This is a genomic window from Providencia rettgeri (assembly GCF_023205015.1).
GTDB classification, from domain to species: domain Bacteria; phylum Pseudomonadota; class Gammaproteobacteria; order Enterobacterales; family Enterobacteriaceae; genus Providencia; species Providencia rettgeri_E.
Genome location: NZ_CP096258.1, coordinates 3,649,785 through 3,670,186, shown reverse-complemented (window position 1 = coordinate 3,670,186; position 20,402 = coordinate 3,649,785). Strand labels below are relative to the sequence as shown.

General features: G+C 45.5%; 22 protein-coding genes. 12 read left to right on the top strand and 10 right to left on the bottom strand.

Annotated elements, in window-relative coordinates; all coding sequences use genetic code 11:
* Window positions 1-61 precede the first annotated feature (61 nt).
* From M0M83_RS16650 to nirD, 5 genes are read right to left on the bottom strand one after another with little or no spacing between them, the layout of a single operon-like run.
* Window positions 62-838, bottom strand: coding sequence for an IclR family transcriptional regulator (locus M0M83_RS16650; RefSeq protein ID WP_248467010.1), 777 nt, complete (start codon window positions 836-838; stop codon window positions 62-64).
* A 33-nt stretch (window positions 839-871) separates the two neighbouring features.
* Entirely contained in the window at window positions 872-1,627 is a 756-nt protein-coding gene (locus M0M83_RS16645; protein ID WP_248467008.1) for an SDR family oxidoreductase, read from the bottom strand.
* A complete protein-coding gene (locus M0M83_RS16640) occupies window positions 1,620-2,660 on the bottom strand; it encodes an aromatic ring-hydroxylating oxygenase subunit alpha (RefSeq protein WP_248467007.1) in 1,041 nt (346 codons plus the stop codon). The genes M0M83_RS16645 and M0M83_RS16640 overlap by 8 nt, the downstream gene beginning before the upstream one ends.
* Before the next feature lie 58 nt (window positions 2,661-2,718).
* On the bottom strand, window positions 2,719-3,027 hold the full coding sequence (locus M0M83_RS16635) for a recombinase-like helix-turn-helix domain-containing protein (protein WP_248467006.1): 309 nt from the start codon (window positions 3,025-3,027) through the stop codon (window positions 2,719-2,721).
* 2 nt (window positions 3,028-3,029) lie between these two features.
* Window positions 3,030-3,344, bottom strand: coding sequence for a nitrite reductase small subunit NirD (gene nirD, locus M0M83_RS16630; protein ID WP_248467005.1), 315 nt, complete (start codon window positions 3,342-3,344; stop codon window positions 3,030-3,032).
* Window positions 3,345-3,807: 463 nt separating this feature from the next.
* On the opposite strand from nirD, the gene hypF reads away from it, so the two are divergent.
* The 12 genes from hypF (at window position 3,808) to hypE (ending at window position 16,505) form a co-directional block, all read left to right on the top strand.
* Window positions 3,808-6,102, top strand: coding sequence for a carbamoyltransferase HypF (gene hypF / locus M0M83_RS16625; RefSeq protein WP_248467004.1), 2,295 nt, complete (start codon window positions 3,808-3,810; stop codon window positions 6,100-6,102).
* A gap of 590 nt (window positions 6,103-6,692) precedes the next feature.
* Window positions 6,693-7,811, top strand: a complete 1,119-nt coding sequence (hybO, locus tag M0M83_RS16620) for a hydrogenase 2 small subunit (protein ID WP_125890382.1) — start codon at window positions 6,693-6,695, stop codon at window positions 7,809-7,811.
* A 2-nt stretch (window positions 7,812-7,813) separates the two neighbouring features.
* The gene (gene hybA / locus M0M83_RS16615; RefSeq protein WP_248467003.1) at window positions 7,814-8,800 is read left to right on the top strand and encodes a hydrogenase 2 operon protein HybA; all 987 of its coding nucleotides are present in this window, start codon (window positions 7,814-7,816) and stop codon (window positions 8,798-8,800) included.
* Window positions 8,784-9,971 carry a Ni/Fe-hydrogenase cytochrome b subunit gene (hybB, locus tag M0M83_RS16610; protein WP_125890381.1) on the top strand — a complete coding sequence of 396 codons (1,188 nt, stop codon included), beginning with the start codon at window positions 8,784-8,786 and terminating at the stop codon, window positions 9,969-9,971. Before hybA ends, hybB begins: the two co-directional genes overlap by 17 nt.
* Complete coding sequence (hybC, locus tag M0M83_RS16605) at window positions 9,968-11,671, top strand: hydrogenase 2 large subunit (RefSeq protein WP_248467002.1); 1,704 nt, start codon at window positions 9,968-9,970, stop codon at window positions 11,669-11,671. The genes hybB and hybC overlap by 4 nt, the downstream gene beginning before the upstream one ends.
* Entirely contained in the window at window positions 11,671-12,168 is a 498-nt protein-coding gene (locus tag M0M83_RS16600; protein WP_248467001.1) for a HyaD/HybD family hydrogenase maturation endopeptidase, read from the top strand. The genes hybC and M0M83_RS16600 overlap by 1 nt, the downstream gene beginning before the upstream one ends.
* The gene (gene hybE, locus M0M83_RS16595; protein ID WP_248466999.1) at window positions 12,158-12,649 is read left to right on the top strand and encodes a hydrogenase-2 assembly chaperone; all 492 of its coding nucleotides are present in this window, start codon (window positions 12,158-12,160) and stop codon (window positions 12,647-12,649) included. The genes M0M83_RS16600 and hybE overlap by 11 nt, the downstream gene beginning before the upstream one ends.
* Window positions 12,642-12,983 carry a hydrogenase maturation nickel metallochaperone HypA gene (hypA, locus tag M0M83_RS16590; protein ID WP_248466997.1) on the top strand — a complete coding sequence of 114 codons (342 nt, stop codon included), beginning with the start codon at window positions 12,642-12,644 and terminating at the stop codon, window positions 12,981-12,983. Before hybE ends, hypA begins: the two co-directional genes overlap by 8 nt.
* Window positions 12,984-13,073: 90 nt before the next feature.
* Window positions 13,074-14,105 (top strand): hydrogenase nickel incorporation protein HypB, encoded by a 1,032-nt coding sequence (hypB, locus tag M0M83_RS16585; RefSeq protein WP_248466996.1) that lies wholly within the window; start codon window positions 13,074-13,076, stop codon window positions 14,103-14,105.
* Entirely contained in the window at window positions 14,096-14,392 is a 297-nt protein-coding gene (hybG, locus tag M0M83_RS16580; RefSeq protein WP_248468464.1) for a hydrogenase maturation factor HybG, read from the top strand. Before hypB ends, hybG begins: the two co-directional genes overlap by 10 nt.
* On the top strand, window positions 14,376-15,488 hold the full coding sequence (gene hypD / locus M0M83_RS16575) for a hydrogenase formation protein HypD (protein WP_248466995.1): 1,113 nt from the start codon (window positions 14,376-14,378) through the stop codon (window positions 15,486-15,488). The genes hybG and hypD overlap by 17 nt, the downstream gene beginning before the upstream one ends.
* Window positions 15,489-16,505, top strand: coding sequence for a hydrogenase expression/formation protein HypE (gene hypE / locus M0M83_RS16570; protein ID WP_125890374.1), 1,017 nt, complete (start codon window positions 15,489-15,491; stop codon window positions 16,503-16,505).
* A gap of 42 nt (window positions 16,506-16,547) precedes the next feature.
* On the opposite strand, the gene ureG is transcribed toward hypE, so the two are convergent.
* The 5 genes from ureG to M0M83_RS16545 are packed head-to-tail and all read right to left on the bottom strand — an operon-like array spanning window position 16,548 to window position 20,396.
* Window positions 16,548-17,165: an urease accessory protein UreG gene (gene ureG, locus M0M83_RS16565; protein ID WP_125890373.1), complete on the bottom strand. Its 618-nt coding sequence runs from the start codon at window positions 17,163-17,165 to the stop codon at window positions 16,548-16,550.
* A gap of 9 nt (window positions 17,166-17,174) precedes the next feature.
* Complete coding sequence (locus M0M83_RS16560) at window positions 17,175-17,840, bottom strand: urease accessory protein UreF (protein WP_140171546.1); 666 nt, start codon at window positions 17,838-17,840, stop codon at window positions 17,175-17,177.
* A 21-nt stretch (window positions 17,841-17,861) separates the two neighbouring features.
* Complete coding sequence (ureE, locus tag M0M83_RS16555; protein ID WP_248466994.1) at window positions 17,862-18,344, bottom strand: urease accessory protein UreE; 483 nt, start codon at window positions 18,342-18,344, stop codon at window positions 17,862-17,864.
* Between the two features lie 22 nt (window positions 18,345-18,366).
* Entirely contained in the window at window positions 18,367-20,070 is a 1,704-nt protein-coding gene (gene ureC / locus M0M83_RS16550) for an urease subunit alpha (RefSeq protein WP_102137871.1), read from the bottom strand.
* 2 nt (window positions 20,071-20,072) lie between these two features.
* On the bottom strand, window positions 20,073-20,396 hold the full coding sequence (locus M0M83_RS16545; RefSeq protein WP_125890370.1) for an urease subunit beta: 324 nt from the start codon (window positions 20,394-20,396) through the stop codon (window positions 20,073-20,075).
* Between the last annotated feature and the right edge of the window lie 6 nt (window positions 20,397-20,402).

Genomic DNA, 20,402 nt, shown 5'->3' with positions numbered 1-20,402 from the left:
GAAAGAACCCGAGGCTTATGGCAATAAACCTAAAAAATGTAGGGTAGATAATCAGTTAATGCTAAACGGCTTTTGCTTGGCTCATTCCACCAATAAATTCAGTCAATTTTTGCGCGGCATGGCTTACTTCATTTTGTAATCGCCGACACTCCTGTGCAGGGATGCTATTCATGGGTACCATGATGCTGATGACCGCCTCGACACCATTTGCTTGGTTATAAACAGGGTAAACAATGGAGGAAATTCCCCGACGGTAAAATGATTCTCCAATCACGTAGCCACGCAGTTTGTCGGCTTGGATCATTTGCCAGAATTCCTGTTTACACCCTGCGTTATCGGGCAGTTCATCATCAGGGTAAAGCGCATCGAACTCAGTGCGAGTTAATCCGCTCAGTAGCATGCGGCCTAGTGAGGTTCGGTGCGCTGATAAACGTGTCCCTACGCTAACATGGTTAATTTTGGATTCTGCGCCACTGACTCTGGCGATGTATATAATGTCCCGACCATCTCGGATAACTAAATGGCTGTTACATTGGCTGCGATCTCTCAATTGTTCGATAATCGGCTGACCTAATTGAGTTAAATCGAGTGAGGCAATATAGCCAAGACCAAGGCTGAGGACTTTACGGCCTAACGAAAATGCCCCAGTTCGTGGGTGTTGAACAAGGAAATCCAAATGCACCAAGGTTTGGATCGCACGGTAAGCCGTTGCTTTGGGCATATCGACTAAGCGGAGGATTTCTGCAAATGTGAGCTCACGGTGCTGCTGTGCAAGTAGCAGAAGAAGCTGTAGCCCTTTTTCCAAACCGGGTACCAGATATTTACATGTTGAATTCATGATCCTCACCTCTTAACCGACTGAATGGCGAAATTAGTTAAAAATAAAGCCACCATTAACTGGGATTAGCTGTCCTGTGACAAAATCGGCCATAGGAGAAAGCAAATACAAAGCGGTTCCTGTAACGTCTTCAGGCATCTGTTCTCCTTGGAGCGCTCGACCATTTTCATATAGCTGGTGGCGTTCTGCGGGCACATATTCCGTCGCTTCGACTTTTGTTAACCCCGGAGCAATAGCATTAACACAAATGCGGTGAGTACCAAGCTCACGCGCCATTGAACGGGTCATACTGATGATGGCTCCTTTACTGGCGACATAGGCCATCAGCTTGGGAGCACCCCATAGTGCGGTGTCAGAGGCAATATTGATAATTTTCCCGCGGGAACTCTGTTTTAAAAAGGGAAGCGCGGCTTTGGTGACCAACCAGGTTCCTCTGACATTGACGGTCATCACCTTATCCCACAGCGCCAAGTCATATTCGTCGAGCAGCTTTCCACCCACTCCAGTTGCTAAGGCCGCATTATTAATCAGCCCATCAATTGCACCTTGTTGACCAATACTGTCGAATGTATGAGTGATTGAGTCAGGATCCGCTAAGTCGAGAGAAACACCTTGGGCCTCAAAGCCTTGTTGTTGTAGAGATTCGACACTTTCTTGTAATCGTTGCGCTAGGATGTCACACAAGACAACTTGAGCGCCTTGTTGTGCTGCGGCTTGGGCAAAGCTAAAGCCAAGCCCCCTTGCGGCTCCGGTGATCACAATGCGTTTTCCTGCCAGTAAATCACGCATTTTCAGCTTCCTTACTGTGTATTAGGTCAAATTGCTTTTTCGCTTCACGTTGCATAATGCGACGTAGGCGTGATAACCCCACATCGTGTTGATAAAGAAACTCTTTATCGCGTGCATTTGGTGTGAGGTTTTCCAAAATGAGGCGATCTTGTTCTAGGACATCCCAATGTAGCCCTTCTAGGCGATTGCGATACATAAAGCGCCATAAATCACGTTGCCAGTCTTTTACTTTGCGAATTCGCCAAAAGAAAACACGAGTGTGATGACGGTCTTCAGGAACGACCATGCCGATAATCCAAAAATGTCCACCGGGTCCAAAACGTTTTTGATACGGGATGGATAAACGCATCCAATTTGCACCAGTGCTCGCAAATTCAACCCAGTCGAAGTTGACGCCAATTTGGTCATTTTTACGGAAAATAAACCCATTTTTTGTTGCTTCTAGGATCATTTCTGATTGTTTATCACCTTCTGCCATTGAGTGTGATGATGAATGGAGATAGGTACCATGCATTGGGTCCATCACGTTTTCTAATGCGTATTGGTAATTGCATTTCCACGATGCGGTGCAGAGGAAATTGCTGTGGTTTTCGTCATCAGCTAACTCTTCAGGAAACTCAAGGGCTGGAGGTGTTTCACCGTCAACTACCGCAAAATAGAGGAAGATAGCGCCATGAATTTCTTGAACGGGATAGGTTTTTAAACATTTTTGACCTTCAAGAGGGCATTGGCTGACCGCTGGAACATCTTTAACGACACCATCACCACCGACTTCGACGCCGTGGTACCAACAGGCAATACGTTCACCTAGATTCCAACCCATTGATAAACGGGCTCCGCGATGGGGACATCTATCTTCTAAAGCATGAATTTGGCCTTTATCATCGCGCCACAGCACGATTTGTTCTTCAAGGCGCGTGATACCAATAGGGTTATTGCTGACTTCCCAGCTGGATAATACGGGGTACCATTGTCCACGTAACCCAACATCTAAATATTCTTGATAGTTTTGAGGTTGTGCATTGGTTGTCATGATTTGCTTCCGTTTATCAAAGGTGTCTGAGTTTTATTTTCTTATTAGTGACAATGTGTTAGTAACCGTTGACGAGAAGAAATTCTCGGAAACTACTAGAAGACCAAGGGTGACCTTGTCGGTCATATATTTGTTGCTGGTTTAATGACTGAACTAATTCATCAAGGGATCCAGTGTCTGCTGCGAATAGCGTTTCGAGTGCAAAAATGAGTTTGCTTTCATACTCATCAGGGACGCGTGAACGTGTTTGCCAAACGATATTCGGCGCACTTCCTGGCGCTTGAATACTGCCTTTACCGCCTTCGCGTGCTGGGATGATTTGGTTATTTGCTGGTAAATACGGATTAATATTCTGAATAGGTTCCATTTTTACTCCTCAATCAAACTGATTTCGATTTGGTTGTCGTGAATGCGTGTTTGGTAGGTTCGGAGATCTCGCCCTCCTGGTTCGCGTAAACATTTACCCGTTTTGATATCGAAAATGGCCTCATGTAATGGGCATTCAACTTTGCCATCTTCAACAAATCCTTGGCTTAACAGGGCATAGGCATGTGGACAAACATCTTCTAAGGCATAATATTGGTCTTCAACTAAGAAAATCCCAATTTCGACATCATCCACTTTGGCTGAAAAAGGAAATTCTTCTTGAACTTGTGAGACATCGCAGACAGCAACCCAGCTCATGGTTTTCTCCTTTTGAATGTGTTGTAACATTTTGTTTCATATGCGAAACATTGTTTTTTATTTAAAACCAGATTAATTGTATGGATGATTATTAGTCAATCGAATGTTGACTATATGTAAAATATTCGTTTCAAAGTGTGGTGTGTGTCGAGGTTATGAAGGAGTTTGGTTTCATATGAGAAACTTTTGATGGGTGGAATACTCATTGAACTGATTGAGTAAAGTGCCAAAACGAATAGCGAAAAATCATTTAGAAGATAATCAGCTCGGTCTATAAGTTAATATTGGTGTGATATTGTATATAAATTATTAGTATTCTATTGATATTTAATCTTATTTAGCATAATTAATGAGTGAAAGTTGGGCCTGTCAACGGCACTTCCACAACTTTTTTTGATCTTAAGTGAAGTTTTTTTTATGTTTTAGCGTGAAAATAGCCTCATAGTGGTAAGAGGGGATTTCAGTGAAAGGTGGCATACAGTTACGCATCAAGGGGAAAGTGCAAGGTGTGGGGTTTCGCCCCTATGTTTGGCAATTAGCACATCAATACCAACTTTTAGGTGATGTCTGTAATGATGGCGAAGGCGTGCTGGTTCGCTTATGTACTGGTTCAGAACCTACTGAATTTATTCAGTTATTGTACCAACACTGCCCGCCGTTAGCCCTTATAGAAAGTATTGAATCACAACCTTTTCAATGGGATACATTACCAATTGCATTTACGATCCGCCGTAGTGGTGAAGGCAAAATGGACACCCAAGTCATCCCAGATGCTGCCACTTGTGATGCATGCCAACAAGAGCTTTTTACCCCATCTAATCGACGTTTTCATTACCCGTTCACAAACTGCACGCATTGCGGCCCGCGTTTCACGATTATTCGTCGTATGCCTTATGACAGACCCAATACTGCAATGGCTGATTTTCCGTTGTGTTCTGATTGCTTAGAAGAATATCAATCTCCCGCAGATAGGCGTTTTCACGCACAACCTAATGCCTGTGCGGTGTGTGGCCCTGAAATTAAATTGTGCGACCCATCAGGAAAAACGATTGCAAATAATGAGAACGCATTACTCTTGGCAGCTCAGCAATTATTGGCAGGAAAAATTGTTGCTATTAAAGGGATTGGCGGTTTTCATCTTGCTTGTGATGCAAGCAGTGATGAGGCGGTAGAGGCTTTGCGTGTTCGTAAATGCCGCCCAACTAAGCCACTGGCGGTGATGATCCCATCACTGAATTGGTTAGAGCAGCACAATATGCCGCTGAGTGATGGCTTACGTGCATTATTAAAAAGCCCTGCCGCTCCGATTGTATTGATTAAAAATTGGAAAAATCCTGTATTAAGCCAATATATTGCACCAAATCTAGCGGAAATCGGTGTTATGTTGCCTTCTAACCCATTGCAACACCTATTGATGGCACAAGTTAATCGCCCATTAGTGATGACGTCAGGAAATGCATCAGGGAAGCCCCCTGTGTTGAGCGAGCAAGCTGCATTGGCTGATTTAGTGAATATCGCGGATGTTTGGCTCACTCATAACCGCGATATTGTCCAACGCGCGGATGACTCATTGGTGCGTTATCATGATGGACAAGCGGAAATGCTCCGCCGTGCACGGGGCTATGTCCCTGATGCGATTGACTTGCCTAAAGGATTTGAGCATTCCCCATCAATACTGGCTTTAGGGGCAGATCTTAAAAATACCTTTTGTTTATTGCGAGATAAAAGTGCAGTCATGAGTCAACACCTAGGCGACCTTGATGATATAGATATTTTTGAGCAATATCAGTCAGCTATTACATTATTTGAATCTATTTATCGTTTTACGCCAACCGCTATAGTCTCTGATATGCATCCGAATTATGTAAGTACGCGCTATGGCGAGGCGTTATCACAGCAATTACGGATCCCATTGATAAAAGTGCAGCATCATCATGCACATATTGCTGCGGTAATGGCTGAACATGGTTTGCCGCTAAACGGGAGCAAAGTCATCGGGTTAGCTCTCGATGGATTAGGGTATGGCGCTGACCACCGTCTATGGGGAGGTGAATGTTTATTGGTGGATTATAAATCCAGTCAATATCTTGGCGGTTTGCCCCCAGTTGCACTGCCGGGCGGAGAGCTAGCTTCTCGGCAACCATGGCGTAATCTCCTCGCACATTGTTTGCAATTTGTTCCCCAGTGGCAAGAGCAAGAGTGCGCCGCTGATTTAATGTCATTTCCTTGGCAGGGGTTACAAAAGGCAATTGAAAAAGGGATAAATAGCCCAACGGCTTCATCCTCTGGGCGGCTTTTTGATGCAGTTGCTGCAGCGTTAGGTATTTGCACAGCACAAACTCGTTGGGAAGGGGAGGCGGCTTGCCAACTGGAAGCGATTGCCATGAAATCACCCGTGAGCGTACATCCGGTCACTATGCCATTAGTGGGGCAACAATTGGATTTACATACATTTTGGCAACAGTGGATGGCGTACTGTGCGCCTAAACCACAACGGGCACATGCCTTTCATGTAGCATTAGCGCAAGGTTTTACTGAGCTCGCAAGAAAATCCGCGAAGCAATATGGTACTAAGCTAATTGTTTTGTCGGGTGGCGTGATCCATAACCAATTGTTGAGAGAGCTAATCGTAAATAATCTACCTGAGTTCGATGTGTTATATGCAAAACAATTTCCCATGGGAGATGGTGGATTATCACTCGGACAAGTTACTATTGCTTCTGCGTTGTTAAGACCTAATATTGATATTGACGAATAATATTATATTAACACGGTTGTATATCTAACTATCTTTTTACAGTTTGTTATTTTAATTTCCTATATTACTTCGTTGATATTGATTCTTATTCAGCATGTTATTTACTATATTAATATATTGATTGTTATTAATACTCATATTTCGCTTAATTAATTAAATTGAAATTACAAATCAAGGTATCGCAATGAAAATAAATGTATTTTTTATTTATGGTAATGTGATATATAACGCATTATTGAAAATAAAATTGGTTTATTTATATTTTTCCTCATTTTTAAATACCGTTTACTGAATCGATTTTTCTAGCAAATATATAAAAAAAAGAAAATTTCTTATTGCCTCTTGATGAAGATCAAATGATTTAGGAGCGGTAGGAATAGGATCCTATTTTATATTTATGCATCAGGTTAATTAAATAAGAATTTATTTCATTAGACTTGGTTTTGTTTACTTTTTAAATAGACAAATACAAGCCAAAGGTGTGTGCATCATTTGTACACAGGGCTTTGTAGTATCTATAACCTTAAGATAATAAACAGAATTTGCCTAATGAATAGGTTCTAAGCCACCCATAATAATAGGAAAAAAGAATGATAGGAGATAACTCTATTATTTCTTCTCATGGTATTAATCGCCGTGATTTTATGAAGTTATGTACAGCACTGGCAGCAACAATGGGGTTAAGTGGGAAGGCTGCCGCCCAAATTGCTGAATCTATTAGTGACCCAGCACGACCACCGGTCATTTGGATTGGTGCCCAAGAGTGTACGGGGTGTACGGAATCTTTACTGTGTTCTACCCACCCGACCTTGGAGAATTTAATTCTCGATACCATTTCATTGGAATACCACGAGGTACTGTCTGCCGCCTTTGGTGAGCAAGTTGAACAAAATAAACATAATGCGATGGAGAAGTATAAAGGGAAATATGTTTTAGTTGTTGATGGATCTATCCCATTGAAAGATGGTGGTATTTACTGCATGGTTGCAGGTAAACCGATTGTTGAGCATATCCGCGAAGTGGCTGAAAACGCTGCGGCCGTGATTGCGATTGGTTCTTGTGCTTCGTGGGGGGGCGTCGCTGCTGCAGGTGATAACCCAACAGGAGCCGTGGGTTTAGATCAAGTCATTAAAGACAAAACAGTTATCAATATTCCTGGTTGCCCACCTAATCCACATAACTTCCTTGCGACAGTCGCGCACTTAATTACGTTTAATCGCCCACCAAAACTGGATAGTAAAAATCGCCCAATGTTCGCGTACGGTCGTTTAATTCATGAACACTGTGAGCGTCGTCCTCATTTTGATGCGGGCCGCTTCGCAAAAGAGTTCGGTGATGATGGTCATCGTGAAGGTTGGTGTTTATACCATTTAGGTTGTAAGGGGCCTGAAACTTACGGGAACTGCTCAACATTGCAATTCTGCGATGTTGGCGGTGTCTGGCCTGTGGCAATTGGTCACCCTTGTTATGGCTGTAATGAAGAAAATGTGGGCTTTCACAAAGCGATCCATCAGCTGGCGAGTGTGGAAAACCCAACACCACGGGCGGATAAACCGGATGTCAATAACCGCGAAGGTGGCCAAATTTCATCTACGGCTGTGGGGCTAATCGGTGGTGTTGTCGGGTTAGTGGCTGGAGTCAGCGTGATGGCGGTACGTGAGCTAGGCCGTCAAAAACGCCAACAAGATACTGACTCACGGGGAGAATAACCGTGAATAGACGAAATTTTCTTAAACTTTCCGCTGGGGGAGCATTACTTGCGGGAAGTTCACCTAGTTTGGCGGGGCCAGAAAACCGCCCACCGATCCCTAACTCTTTGGGGATGCTGTACGACTCGACCCTGTGTATTGGTTGCCAGGCGTGCGTGACAAAATGCCAAGATATTAACCACCCAAAACGTAACCCGGCTGGGGAACAAACTTGGTCAAATAATGACAAACTCACCCCTTATACCAACAATATTATTCAGGTTTGGAGCAGTGGAACAGGTGTTCATAAAGACCAAGAAAAAGATGGCTATGCCTACATTAAAAAGCAATGTATGCACTGTGTTGACCCTAATTGTGTGTCGGTTTGCCCAGTACAAGCGCTGAAAAAAGACCCAAAAACCGGCATTGTTCATTACGATGCTAGCGTATGTACCGGTTGCCGCTATTGCATGGTGGCGTGTCCATTTAATATCCCGAAATATGCCTACGATGACAAATTTGGTGCAATTCATAAATGCGAGTTATGTAACCAAAAAGGTGTCGAACGCTTAGACAAGGGTGGTTTGCCGGGTTGTGTCGAAGTTTGCCCAACGGGCGCAGTAATTTTTGGGAGGCGGGAAGAATTACTCGCGGAAGCCAAAAAACGTCTAACACTCAAAGTCGGTGATGAGTACGGTTATCCAAGACAAACCTTACACAGCAATGACCCGAATGTGATTAAAGTGCCGAAATATGAGTCCCATATTTATGGCGAACTTGAAGGCGGTGGTACACAAGTCATTGTTCTTTCCGGTGTGCCATATCAAAACCTTGGACTACCTGAATTGGAGCAGTTGTCTACAGGGGCGCGTTCTGAATATGTGCAGCACACGCTTTACAAAGGCATGGTACTGCCATTGGCCGCGTTGGCAGGGCTGAGTTTCTTGGTGTACCGCAATACCAAGAATGACAAACACGAAGGAGATGACTCAAATGACGACGCATCATAAAGAGCAGCCGCTAGGCGGGCGTTTAGTCAGTTGGCCAATCATGGTCTTTGGGCCATTGGTGCTGATTTGTGTCATTTTGATTGTTAAACGCTTGGTCTTCGGTTTGGGCTCAGTTTCTGACCTAAATGGTGGCTATCCTTGGGGGATTTGGATTGCTTTTGACTTACTAATTGGTACCGGTTTTGCTTGTGGCGGTTGGGCACTGGCTTGGGCGGTGTACGTATTTAACCGCGGTGAATATCATCCGTTAGTGCGCCCCGCATTATTAGCCAGCTTGTTCGGTTACTCTCTCGGTGGTTTGTCCATCACTATTGACGTAGGCCGCTACTGGAACTTGCCTTACTTTTACATCCCCGGTTTCTTTAACACCAATTCGGTGCTGTTCGAAACCGCAGTGTGTATGACGATTTATATCGGGGTGATGGCATTAGAGTTTGCCCCCGCACTGTGTGAGCGCTTTGGTTGGAAGGTTTCGTTAAAACGTCTGAATAAAGTGATGTTCTTTATTATTGCTCTTGGCGCATTACTGCCAATGATGCACCAATCATCAATGGGTTCATTGATGATTTCAGCAGGGCATAAAGTCCATCCTATTTGGCAAAGTTATGAAATGTTGCCACTACTCTCATTACTGACTGCATTCATTATGGGCTTTTCCATTGTGATTTTCGAAGGGTCATTGCTCCAAGCCGCGTTGCGGGGGCAAGGCGCTGATGAACGGCCACTGTTTGTTCGTATCACTCGGATCTTGCAGGTATTGTTAGTGCTGTTCTTGGTCTGCCGTTTCGGTGAACTAATTTATCGGGGCAAGTTGCACCATATCTTCAATACCGATTTCTACGCCATGATGTTCTGGATAGAAACCGCATTAATGGTTTTCCCATTGGTTATTTTCCGTATGCCATCACTGAGAAATGATTCTCGGTGGTTATATATAAGTGGTTTAAGCATATTGATTGGTGCGGCTATGTGGCGGATGAACTACTCCCTCGTTGCATTTAACCCTGGGGGCGGATACGACTACTTCCCAACAACAGAAGAGCTTTTAATTTCAATAGGTTTTGTGGCAATAGAGGTATGCGCTTATATCTTATTGATCCGCTTATTACCTGTTATTCCAGCATTGAAAAAAACAACGATGAGCCATTCAGAGGCCCGAGGTAAAGCATGAGCCAACGTATAACAATAGACCCAGTCACTCGTATCGAAGGTCACTTACGCATTGATTGTGAAATTGAAGATGGAAAAGTCACCAAGGCTTGGGCTTCAGGCACGATGTGGCGTGGTATGGAAGAGATAGTCAAAGGGAAAGACCCCCGTGATGCCTGGATGATTATGCAGCGTATTTGTGGGGTTTGTACCACGGTGCACGGTATTGTGTCGGTACGCACTATTGAAAGTGCTTTAAATATTGATGTGCCAGTGAATGCGCAGTATATCCGTAATATGATTTTAGCCGCGCACACCATTCAAGACCACATAGTCCATTTCTATCAATTATCTGCGTTAGATTGGGTGGATATCACCTCTGCACTGAATGCAGACCCAAATAAAGCAGCAGAAATATTGAAAGGCGTTTCGACGTGGCCATTGAATAGCCCAGAAGAATTCACGCGAGTTCAAGATAAAATTAAAAAATTGGTTGCCAGTGGGCAATTGGGTATTTTTGCCAATGGGTATTGGGGGCACCCAGCGATGAAGCTGTCGCCTGAGGTAAACTTAATTGCCGTGGCCCACTATTTACAAGCCCTTGAATGTCAGCGAGATGCTAACCGTATTGTGGCGTTATTAGGCGGGAAAACACCGCATATTCAAAACCTTGCAGTTGGTGGTGTGGCAAACCCTATTAACCTTGATGGTGTCGGGGTTCTGAACCTTGAACGTTTGATGTATGTGAAATCCTTTATTGACCGTTTAGGGGATTTTATTGAGCAAGTGTATAAGATTGACGCAGCAGTGATTGCCGCGGGCTACCCTGAATGGCTCGAAGTCGGTCAAGGCGCGAAACATTACATGTGCATGCCTGAAATGCCAATGGATGGTAAAAACGGGAGCTTCCTATTACCGGGTGGCTATTTGGAAAACAGCGATTTTAGTACTTATCGCCCCATTACGAGCCATATGGATGAGTATTTGATCAACGGCATCAAAGAAAGTAGCAAACATGCATGGTACAAAGAAAATGAGCCACAGGCTCCATGGGAAGGCACCACCAACCCAGATTACACTGGCTGGGATGATGACGGTAAATATTCATGGGTAAAAGCCCCAACTTTTTATGATAAAACCGTCGAGGTTGGGCCGCTTGCTGACTTGTTGTGTAAATTAGCAGCAAAACATGAGCCAACAGAAAAACACTTTAATGATGTGGTAAACCTGTACCAAACACTGACGGGCAATACGATTAGTGTGGATCAATTGCATTCCACATTGGGTCGAATTATCGGTCGTAGCGTTCGTTGCTGTGTGCTGAATGAAACTCTGTCTATTCAGTGGCAAGCGCTGGTCGATAACATAGGAAAAGGCGATTACACCACGTTTGTGAAACCACATTTCCCTGAAAATGCCACGATTAAAGGGGTAGGTTTTGGGGAAGTTCCTCGCGGATTACTGTCTCACTGGGTGGTGATTAAAGACGGTAAAATTGAAAATTACCAAGCGGTAGTGCCATCCACTTGGAACTCAGGTCCGCGTAATTTTAATGATGAGCCAGGCCCTTATGAGCAAGCATTGGTAGGAACCCCTGTTGCTGATCCTGCTAAACCCCTTGAAGTGGTGCGAACCATTCACTCATTTGACCCTTGTATGTCTTGTGCTGTGCACATTGTTGACCCAGAAGGTGGCGAAGTCACTAAGGTTAAGGTGTTGTAATGCGTATTTTAGTCTTGGGTGTTGGCAATATTTTGCTGAGCGATGAAGGAATTGGGGTACGCATCGTAGAGGCTTTAGAGCAGCGCTATCACCTGCCTGAATGCGTGGAAGTGCTAGATGGTGGAACCGCAGGAATGGAACTGATTGGCCCGATGGCAGATAGAGACCATTTGATCATCGCCGATGTCGTGTTATCAAGCCAGCAGGCTGGCTCGATTTTAGTCTTGCGCGATGACGAAGTTCCTGCCCTGTTTACGCGTAAAATCTCCCCGCATCAATTAGGTTTGTCTGATGTGTTATCCGCTTTGCATTTAACCGATGAATTCCCACAGCGGCTAACATTAGTTGGCGTTGTGCCTGAGTCCCTCGAACCGCATATCGGTTTGACGGCAATAGGGCAGGCCGCTTTAGAGCCAGCTTTACAAAAGGTTATTGAGGTTTTGCGAAGCGAAGGCTTGGAAATCATAGCGAAAGAAGAGAGTTTGCATGCCGGATGACATCTTAGGTTATGAAACTAGCCCTCGGCCTCTGGTTGAGGCCGCATTTGTGCGAGTTGCTGAACAATCGATGCATGATTTGTCATTTTTACATCCAACGATGCCTGTGCACGCCAGTGAGTTTGCCCTGTTTGAAGGGCAATGGGTGGGCGCGGTGATCACGCCTTGGATGCTCAGCGCGATTATTCTACCGGGGCCTGAACAGTACTGGCCTCGTCGCGTGGTCGGTGACAAGGTTGGGTTAATCCTCCCCTATGGTGAAATGACCTATACCGTGGGTGAATTAGACGGTTTAACCCAATATTTCGCGTGTTCATTAATGTCGCCATTAGAAAAGAAAATGACACCAGAACAAGGTATTCACCTAACGGATGATTGCCAGCGAATATTGTTATCGCTTCCAGTAAGTGACCCAAATATTCCTCAAGCACCTGAACGTAGAGCATTGTTTGCCCGCCACTTAAGGGGGCAGGATGCATGAGGTTTCGTTATGCCAAAGTACGATAGACATTATTGAACAGCAGGCGAAAAAAAATGCAGTTAACCGAGTCATCGCTGTTTGGCTTGAAATCGGTGCGCTCTCTTGTGTTGAAGAGAGTGCCTTTCGCTTCAGTTTTGATGTCGTTTGTCGTGGTACGGTTGCAGAAGGCTGCCAGCTCCACATTATTTACCAGCCCGCACAAGCATGGTGTTGGGATTGCAGTGAAATAGTGGAAATAGATAGCCACCAATCGGTTTGTCCATGCTGTCAGGGGGTGAACCTGAAAGTGGAAAGTGGGGAGAGTTTACGCATCAAAGAGTTGGAAGTGGAATAGCTTTTTGAGGTGAGCTTGAGGTGTATCAACCAGCCTCTATGGATTATGTATTAATCTAATTTAACAATTTAGCTGTTGGGAGTGAAACTTATGTGCAGTACTTGTGGATGTGCATCGGGAGAACGCAAAATCGAGGGTGATGACCATCACGGCCATGCTCACGACCACCATCACGGCCATGATCACCACCACGATCATGACCATCATGATCACGACCATCATCATGATCATGAACCTCACGGGCAAACAGTGATTATTTATCACCATTACTATCATCAAGGTGATGTCCACAACCATTATCACCAATATGAACCCGCACCTGCTGAAAGCAAATCTAAAAAGCATAAACACAAACATAAGCACAAACATATTTACCAAACCGCAGAGGCAAGTTTTAAACCGGCTGGCGAACATCATGACCTTGATTATGGACACGGTGAAGCGGGTACCCATGCACCGGGGATCAGCCAGAAACGCATGCTACAAATTGAAATGGATGTGTTAGATAAAAATAACCATCTGGCAGAGCATAACCGTAACGATTTTAACCAGAAGAATATTTTAGCGCTAAATCTCGTTTCTAGCCCGGGTTCGGGAAAAACCACCTTATTAACGGAAACGCTGTTAAGGCTGCGTGACAAAATCAATTGCGCAGTGATTGAAGGTGACCAACAAACCACCAATGATGCACAGCGGATCCGCGAAACGGGTGTGCCTGCGATTCAAGTGAATACAGGAAAAGGCTGTCACCTAGATGCACAAATGGTGCACGATGCAACAGCACGTTTAGAGTTAGCAGATAACAGCTTGTTATTTATTGAAAATGTGGGGAATCTTGTGTGCCCTGCTAGCTTTGATTTGGGCGAGCGCCATAAAGTGGCGGTGCTGTCGGTCACGGAAGGGGAAGATAAACCCCTCAAATACCCGCATATGTTTGCGGCAGCAGATATCATGTTGCTGAATAAAATTGATTTATTGCCTTATCTACATTTTGATGTTGATGCTTGTATCGCCAATGCCAAACAGGTGAATCCCAATATCCAAGTTATCCAAGTGTCTGCGACATGCGGTGAAGGGATGGATGCTTGGCTGGCATGGTTGGAGACACAGCTATGTGCTTAGGTATTCCGGGCAAAATAGTTGCCGTTGGTGAAGACATTCACCAACTCGCCCAAGTGGATGTTTGTGGTGTAAAACGCGACGTGAATATTGGCTTAATTTGTGAGGGGGAAACCGCTGATTTATTAGGGCAATGGGTATTGGTACACGTCGGGTTTGCCATGAGCATCATCAATGAAGAAGAAGCGCAATCCACCTTGGATGCGTTAACCGCGATGAGCCAGCTAGACCACGAAGTTAGCGATTTTAGTTGTTTAAATGCAGGAGCAACAGATGCAGTACGTCGATGAATTTCGCGACCCTGTTCTTGCAAAAGCGCTATTAGCGCGTATTCATCAACGGGTGAATGAAATACCCCAAGCAAAACGGCGCCCATTACAACTCATGGAAGTGTGTGGAGGCCATACCCACGCGATTTTTAAATTTGGTATTGACCAGCTATTACCCGCCGAAATTGAATTTGTTCATGGGCCCGGTTGCCCTGTGTGCGTTTTGCCAATGGGGCGAATTGATGGCTGTATCGAAATAGCGCAGCGCCCAGAGGTTATCTTTTGTACTTATGGCGATGCAATGCGTGTGCCGGGAGAAAAGGGCTCTTTACTTGACGCCAAACGCAATGGGGCAGATGTCCGTATCGTTTATTCACCGCTAGATGCCTTGGCATTAGCAGAGCAGCACCCTCATCGGCAAGTGGTTTTCTTTGGTTTAGGCTTTGAAACCACCATGCCAAGCACGGCAATCACCTTGCAGCAAGCGAAACGCCGCCAATTAGCAAATTTTAGTGTATTTTGCCAGCACATTACGATCATTCCCACCTTGCGTAGCTTACTCGAACAACCGGATGTCCGTATTGACGGTTTTTTAGCACCGGGACACGTGAGTATGGTGATCGGGGCGCATCCCTACCAATTTATTACCGAAGACTTTCATAAACCCTTGGTGGTCACAGGGTTCGAACCCTTAGATATTTTGCAGTCATTAGCTATGTTAGTTGACCAAATCGCTGATGGCCGTTGTGAGGTAGAAAACCAATATAAACGTGTTGTGGCCGATGAAGGTAACCTGTTGGCAATGAAGGCGTTAGAAGAAGTTTTTGAACTCAAACAAACCAGTGAATGGCGTGGATTGGGGGAAATTGCAGGTTCAGGGGTTCAATTAACTCAAGCTTATCAGTTTTTTGATGCAGAGAGGCGCTTTCAGGTACAACCTCATAAAGTGGCGGATGACCCGCTAGCTCGTTGTGGAGAGGTGTTAACCGGGCGCTGTAAACCTAACGAATGTACGTTGTTTGGGCGCCGTTGTACGCCACAAACCGCTTTTGGTGCACTAATGGTTTCTTCTGAAGGCGCCTGTGCAGCTTATTACCAATATCGTCGGGAGGTATAAATGAGTGATCATGTGGTGACGATGGCACATGGTAGTGGTGGGCAGGCTATGCAGCAATTGATTGAACAGTTGTTCTTGCAAGCATTTGCTAACCCAGCGTTGAATGAGCGGGAAGACCAAGCTCGGCTAGCACTGGCTGAAATGACCGCATTGGGCGACCGCTTAGCATTCAGTACCGACAGTTATGTCATCGACCCGATTTTTTTCCCGGGTGGTAATATTGGCAAACTGGCGGTATGCGGCACGGTGAATGATGTCGCCGTCAGTGGGGCTATCCCAAAATATTTGTCCTGCGGTTTTATTTTGGAAGAAGGTTTTCCACTTTCTGAACTGACTTCAATTGTGGAATCGATGGCTGCAACAGCAGCAGCGGCTGGCGTGGCTATTGTGACAGGCGATACCAAAGTGGTACAGCGCGGTGCGGCAGACAAAATCTTTATCAATACCGCGGGTATTGGCGTGATCCCGCCCCATATTCAGTGGGGGGCTCAGCACATTCAAGCGGGGGATAAAGTGATTGTTAGCGGTACGTTGGGTGATCACGGCGCGACTATCTTAAACCTGCGTGAACAACTCGGATTAGAAGCAGAGCTTTGCAGTGATTGTGCGGTATTAACACCTTTAATCGCTCCGTTACGTGAAATTGATGGCGTTCGTGCTTTACGTGATGCGACCCGAGGGGGCGTGACGGCTATTTTACATGAGTTTGCGCAGGCAAGTGGCTGCGGGATAGCGATAAATGAGGGGGATTTACCTGTCTCTTCAGCAGTTAGGGGCGTGTGCGAACTATTAGGTTTAGAGCCGTTAAACTTTGCCAATGAAGGCAAATTAGTGATTGTGGTGAAACCTGAAGCGGAAAATGCGGTACTTGCTGCACTACACCAGCACCCATTAGGGAAAGATGCGACCACGATAGGCTGTGTCACCGAACAGAAGCAAGTCAGATTAGTTGGGATCTTCGGGACATCAAGGTTATTAGATTTACCCCACAGTGAGCCTTTACCGCGTATTTGTTAATTGGGCACCCTATAGATAAAACCTATAGGGTGAACAAATTTATTAACGTCTTAACATGCCTTTATCGATAATAAACTCGATAATGGTTTCTAAGCCGACTTGTTTCTTCAAGTTAGTGAAAACATAGGGTTTGACTGGGCGCATTCTTGCGGTATCGGCTTCCATCACTTCTAATGAAGCCCCGACATAGGGTGCAAGGTCAATTTTGTTAATCACCAGTAAATCGGAATGGGTAATACCCGGGCCGCCTTTACGTGGAATTTTTTCCCCTTCAGCGACATCAATTACATAAATGGTTAAGTCAGCCAGTTCTGGGCTAAAGGTCGCGCTCAGGTTATCGCCGCCGCTTTCCACGAATACGATATCGAGGTTTTTATGGCGCATGGCGAGCTCTTCAACTGCCGCTAAGTTCATTGATGCATCTTCACGAATAGCCGTGTGAGGGCAGCCGCCAGTTTCAACACCAATAATGCGGTCTGCATCTAATGCTTCGGCACGGGTTAAAATTTTGGCATCTTCTTGGGTATAAATATCATTGGTGACAACAGCAATTTGGTAAGTGTCGCGCATCGCTTTACATAACACTTCTAATAATGCCGTTTTTCCTGAGCCGACCGGCCCACCGACACCAATTCTTAAGGGTTGATTATATTCTTGCATAGCATTTTCTCATGAACGAAAAAGTCGTGTGTATTGGGTTTCATGCCGACTACTGGCAATAATTTGTGCAGGTGTAAAACTGCCAATATCTTCTAAAGGCCATGTGGCCGATTGCGAGACAATGGTAGGAATGCGCTCGGTTAGGGTGAACAAAATATGTTGCCCCGCACTTTGGCCGAGTGGAATGAGTTTAACACCCGACATCACGGTGTTTTCCAGCCAGCCCCATGCATAGGCGTTACAGAGTTTGTCGATATCAATATTCCAATTGACTGCGGCAAGGGCAAACGCCATAAGCTGCGTTTGTTTAACGCAGGTCAATGTGGTTGTATCAAGCTCAATACCCAGTTGAGGCAGCAAGCGGGCAAAAGCAATCCCTCGTTGCCGCTCCTCTAACCGCAGTTCCTTGGTTTCACGGCTGGCAATGATAAATTCACACCAATAGGTAACTTTTTCCATATCGGCACTTAATAAGTGGGCGTGAATTTGCCGTAAAACAGGGAGTTCCAATGTCGCAATCGCATGGGTCATTTGTGCCGTTAACCAGCTTGCTAGCGTTTCAGGCGTGGTTACCCAGCCTTTTTCAATGGCCCACTCTAAGCCTTGGGAATAGGTAAATGACCCAACAGGCAAAGACGGGCTGACTAATTGATATAAACGCAAATCCGCTAACATGGATAAACTTCCCAAATATAATTAATGGTGATGATGGTCATCGTGATCGTGATGATGGTGGTGATGCCCACCGGATGAACCACCATAAGCCCCCGGTTCTGGTTGGTATTTTTCCAAACCCACACTGACGATCGCGCCAAGCCCTCGTGCCATATCATCTAAGACATGGTCATGGAAGTAACGACACCAGCCGGCTTCGATTTGCAGTGGAACGTGACGGTTACCTAAGTGATAACAAACACGCGCTAACAGCAGTGGGTCATCGCTATAAACGGTTGATACTTGCTCTTTTGCCGCTTCGATGGTGACTAACTCACCCTCTTCAGTGGCTAAAATATCGCCTTCTTTAAGCACGGTACCACGTGGCAGAAACAACCCGGCTTCTTGGCCATCGCTTAAGGTGACTTTTAAGCGGCTCTTTGTGCGCTCATCCATAGTCAAACACAAGGATAACTCGGTGTGTGATGCTTGGTGGCTATCTATAATTTTAATGAATTTTTTCATGTTCTGGCTCTTTCGTCGGGGGTCAGAATAAAAAGTAACGCTGTGCCATTGGCAGCTCAATCGCAGGTTCACAAACTAATGGAATACCATCGGCTTTTACGATGTAAGTCTGCGGATCCAGCTCAATATGTGGCACATAACTATTGTGGATCATGGATGCCTTACTAATATTTCGGCAGCCTTCCACACGACCAATTTTGCTCTGTAAACCGAGTTTTTCAGGCACGCCGGCATCAATACCCGCTTTCGACATAAAAATCATCGACGTTTGGTATTTGGCTTTACCTAATGTGCCAAACATTGGGCGGTAGTGCACAGGTTGAGGCGTTGGGATAGCCGCGTTGATATCTCCCATAGGGGCATAAGCGACCATGCCGCCTTTCATGATCAAGGCAGGCTTAATGCCAAAAAAGGCGGGATCCCACAAGACGATATCCGCGAGTTTTCCTTTTCCAATCGACCCAACCTCATGGGCAATACCGTGGGCGATAGCGGGGTTAATGGTGTATTTCGCCACGTAACGTTTGATGCGGTTATTGTCGTTTTCTGGTGTATCGCCTTCTAAAGTTCCGCGCTGTAATTTCATTTTATGAGCGCATTGCCAAGTACGAGTAATCACTTCACCAACACGCCCCATGGCTTGTGAGTCCGAAGACATGACTGAAATGGCGCCCATATCATGCAAAATATCTTCAGCGGCGATGGTTTCACGGCGAATACGGGACTCAGCAAAAGCCACATCTTCAGGAATAGATGGGTCTAAGTGGTGGCAAACCATCAACATATCCAAATGCTCATCAACGGTATTAATGGTGTATGGCATGGTTGGGTTAGTTGACGCAGGCAGAATATTGGGCTCGCCCACCGATTTGATCACATCAGGGGCATGGCCGCCACCAGCACCTTCCGTATGGAATACGTGAATGACACGCCCCGCGATAGCTTTTACAGTTTCTTCATAAAAGCCACCTTCGTTTAATGTATCGGAGTGGATAGCGACTTGGACATCCATTTCATCAGCCACATTCAAGCAGTTATGGATGGCCATCGGGGTCGCACCCCAGTCTTCGTGGATTTTCAATCCGATAGCTCCCGCTTCAATTTGTTCGCGGATAGCCTCGGGTTTACTCACGCAGCCTTTGCCAAACAAACCGACATTAATCGGCAGCTCGTCCACGGCTTGTAACATGCGGTACATATTCCAAATCCCCGGCGTGACGGTCGTGGCATTGGTGCCTGCGACAGGGCCGGTTCCGCCACCAATAAAGGTGGTGACGCCAGACACTAAGCCTTCTTCAGCTTGTTGTGGGCAAATAAAGTGAATATGGGTATCAACACCACCCGCGGTGATAATTTTACCTTCGCCTGCAACCACTTCAGTACCGGGGCCAATCACGATATCAACATTCGGTTGCACATCAGGGTTGCCGGCTTTACCAATCCCCGCAATGCGGCCATTTTTAATGCCAATATCGGCTTTAACAATGCCCCAATGGTCGAGAATAATGGCGTTGGTGATTATCACATCAACGCATTGGTCGCTGGTTACTTGGCTTTGTCCCATACCGTCACGAATGACCTTACCGCCACCAAATTTGACCTCTTCACCATAAGTCGTAAAATCTTTTTCAATTTCTAAAAATAATTCTGTGTCTGCTAAGCGTAGGCGGTCACCCGTTGTTGGGCCAAACATATCCGCATAGGCTTGCCGTGAGATGGTTTTCATGATTATTTCTCACTCTCTAATTTTCCCATGATCTTGCCATGGAAACCGTAAATTTCTCTTTTACCGCTAAATGCGACTAACTCAACAGTGCGACTCTGTCCGGGCTCAAAACGAACAGCCATTCCCGCTGGGATGTTTAAACGAAACCCAAGCGTGCCTTCACGTGCAAATTTTAGCGCTTCGTTTGCTTCGTAAAAATGGTAGTGAGAGCCAATTTGTATCGGGCGATCGCCTGTATTTGCAACGAGGATTATTTGGGTTTCTCGACCTGCATTGAGTTCGATGTCACCTAAATCTTGATTGACTTTAATTTCACCGGGGATCATGTTGCC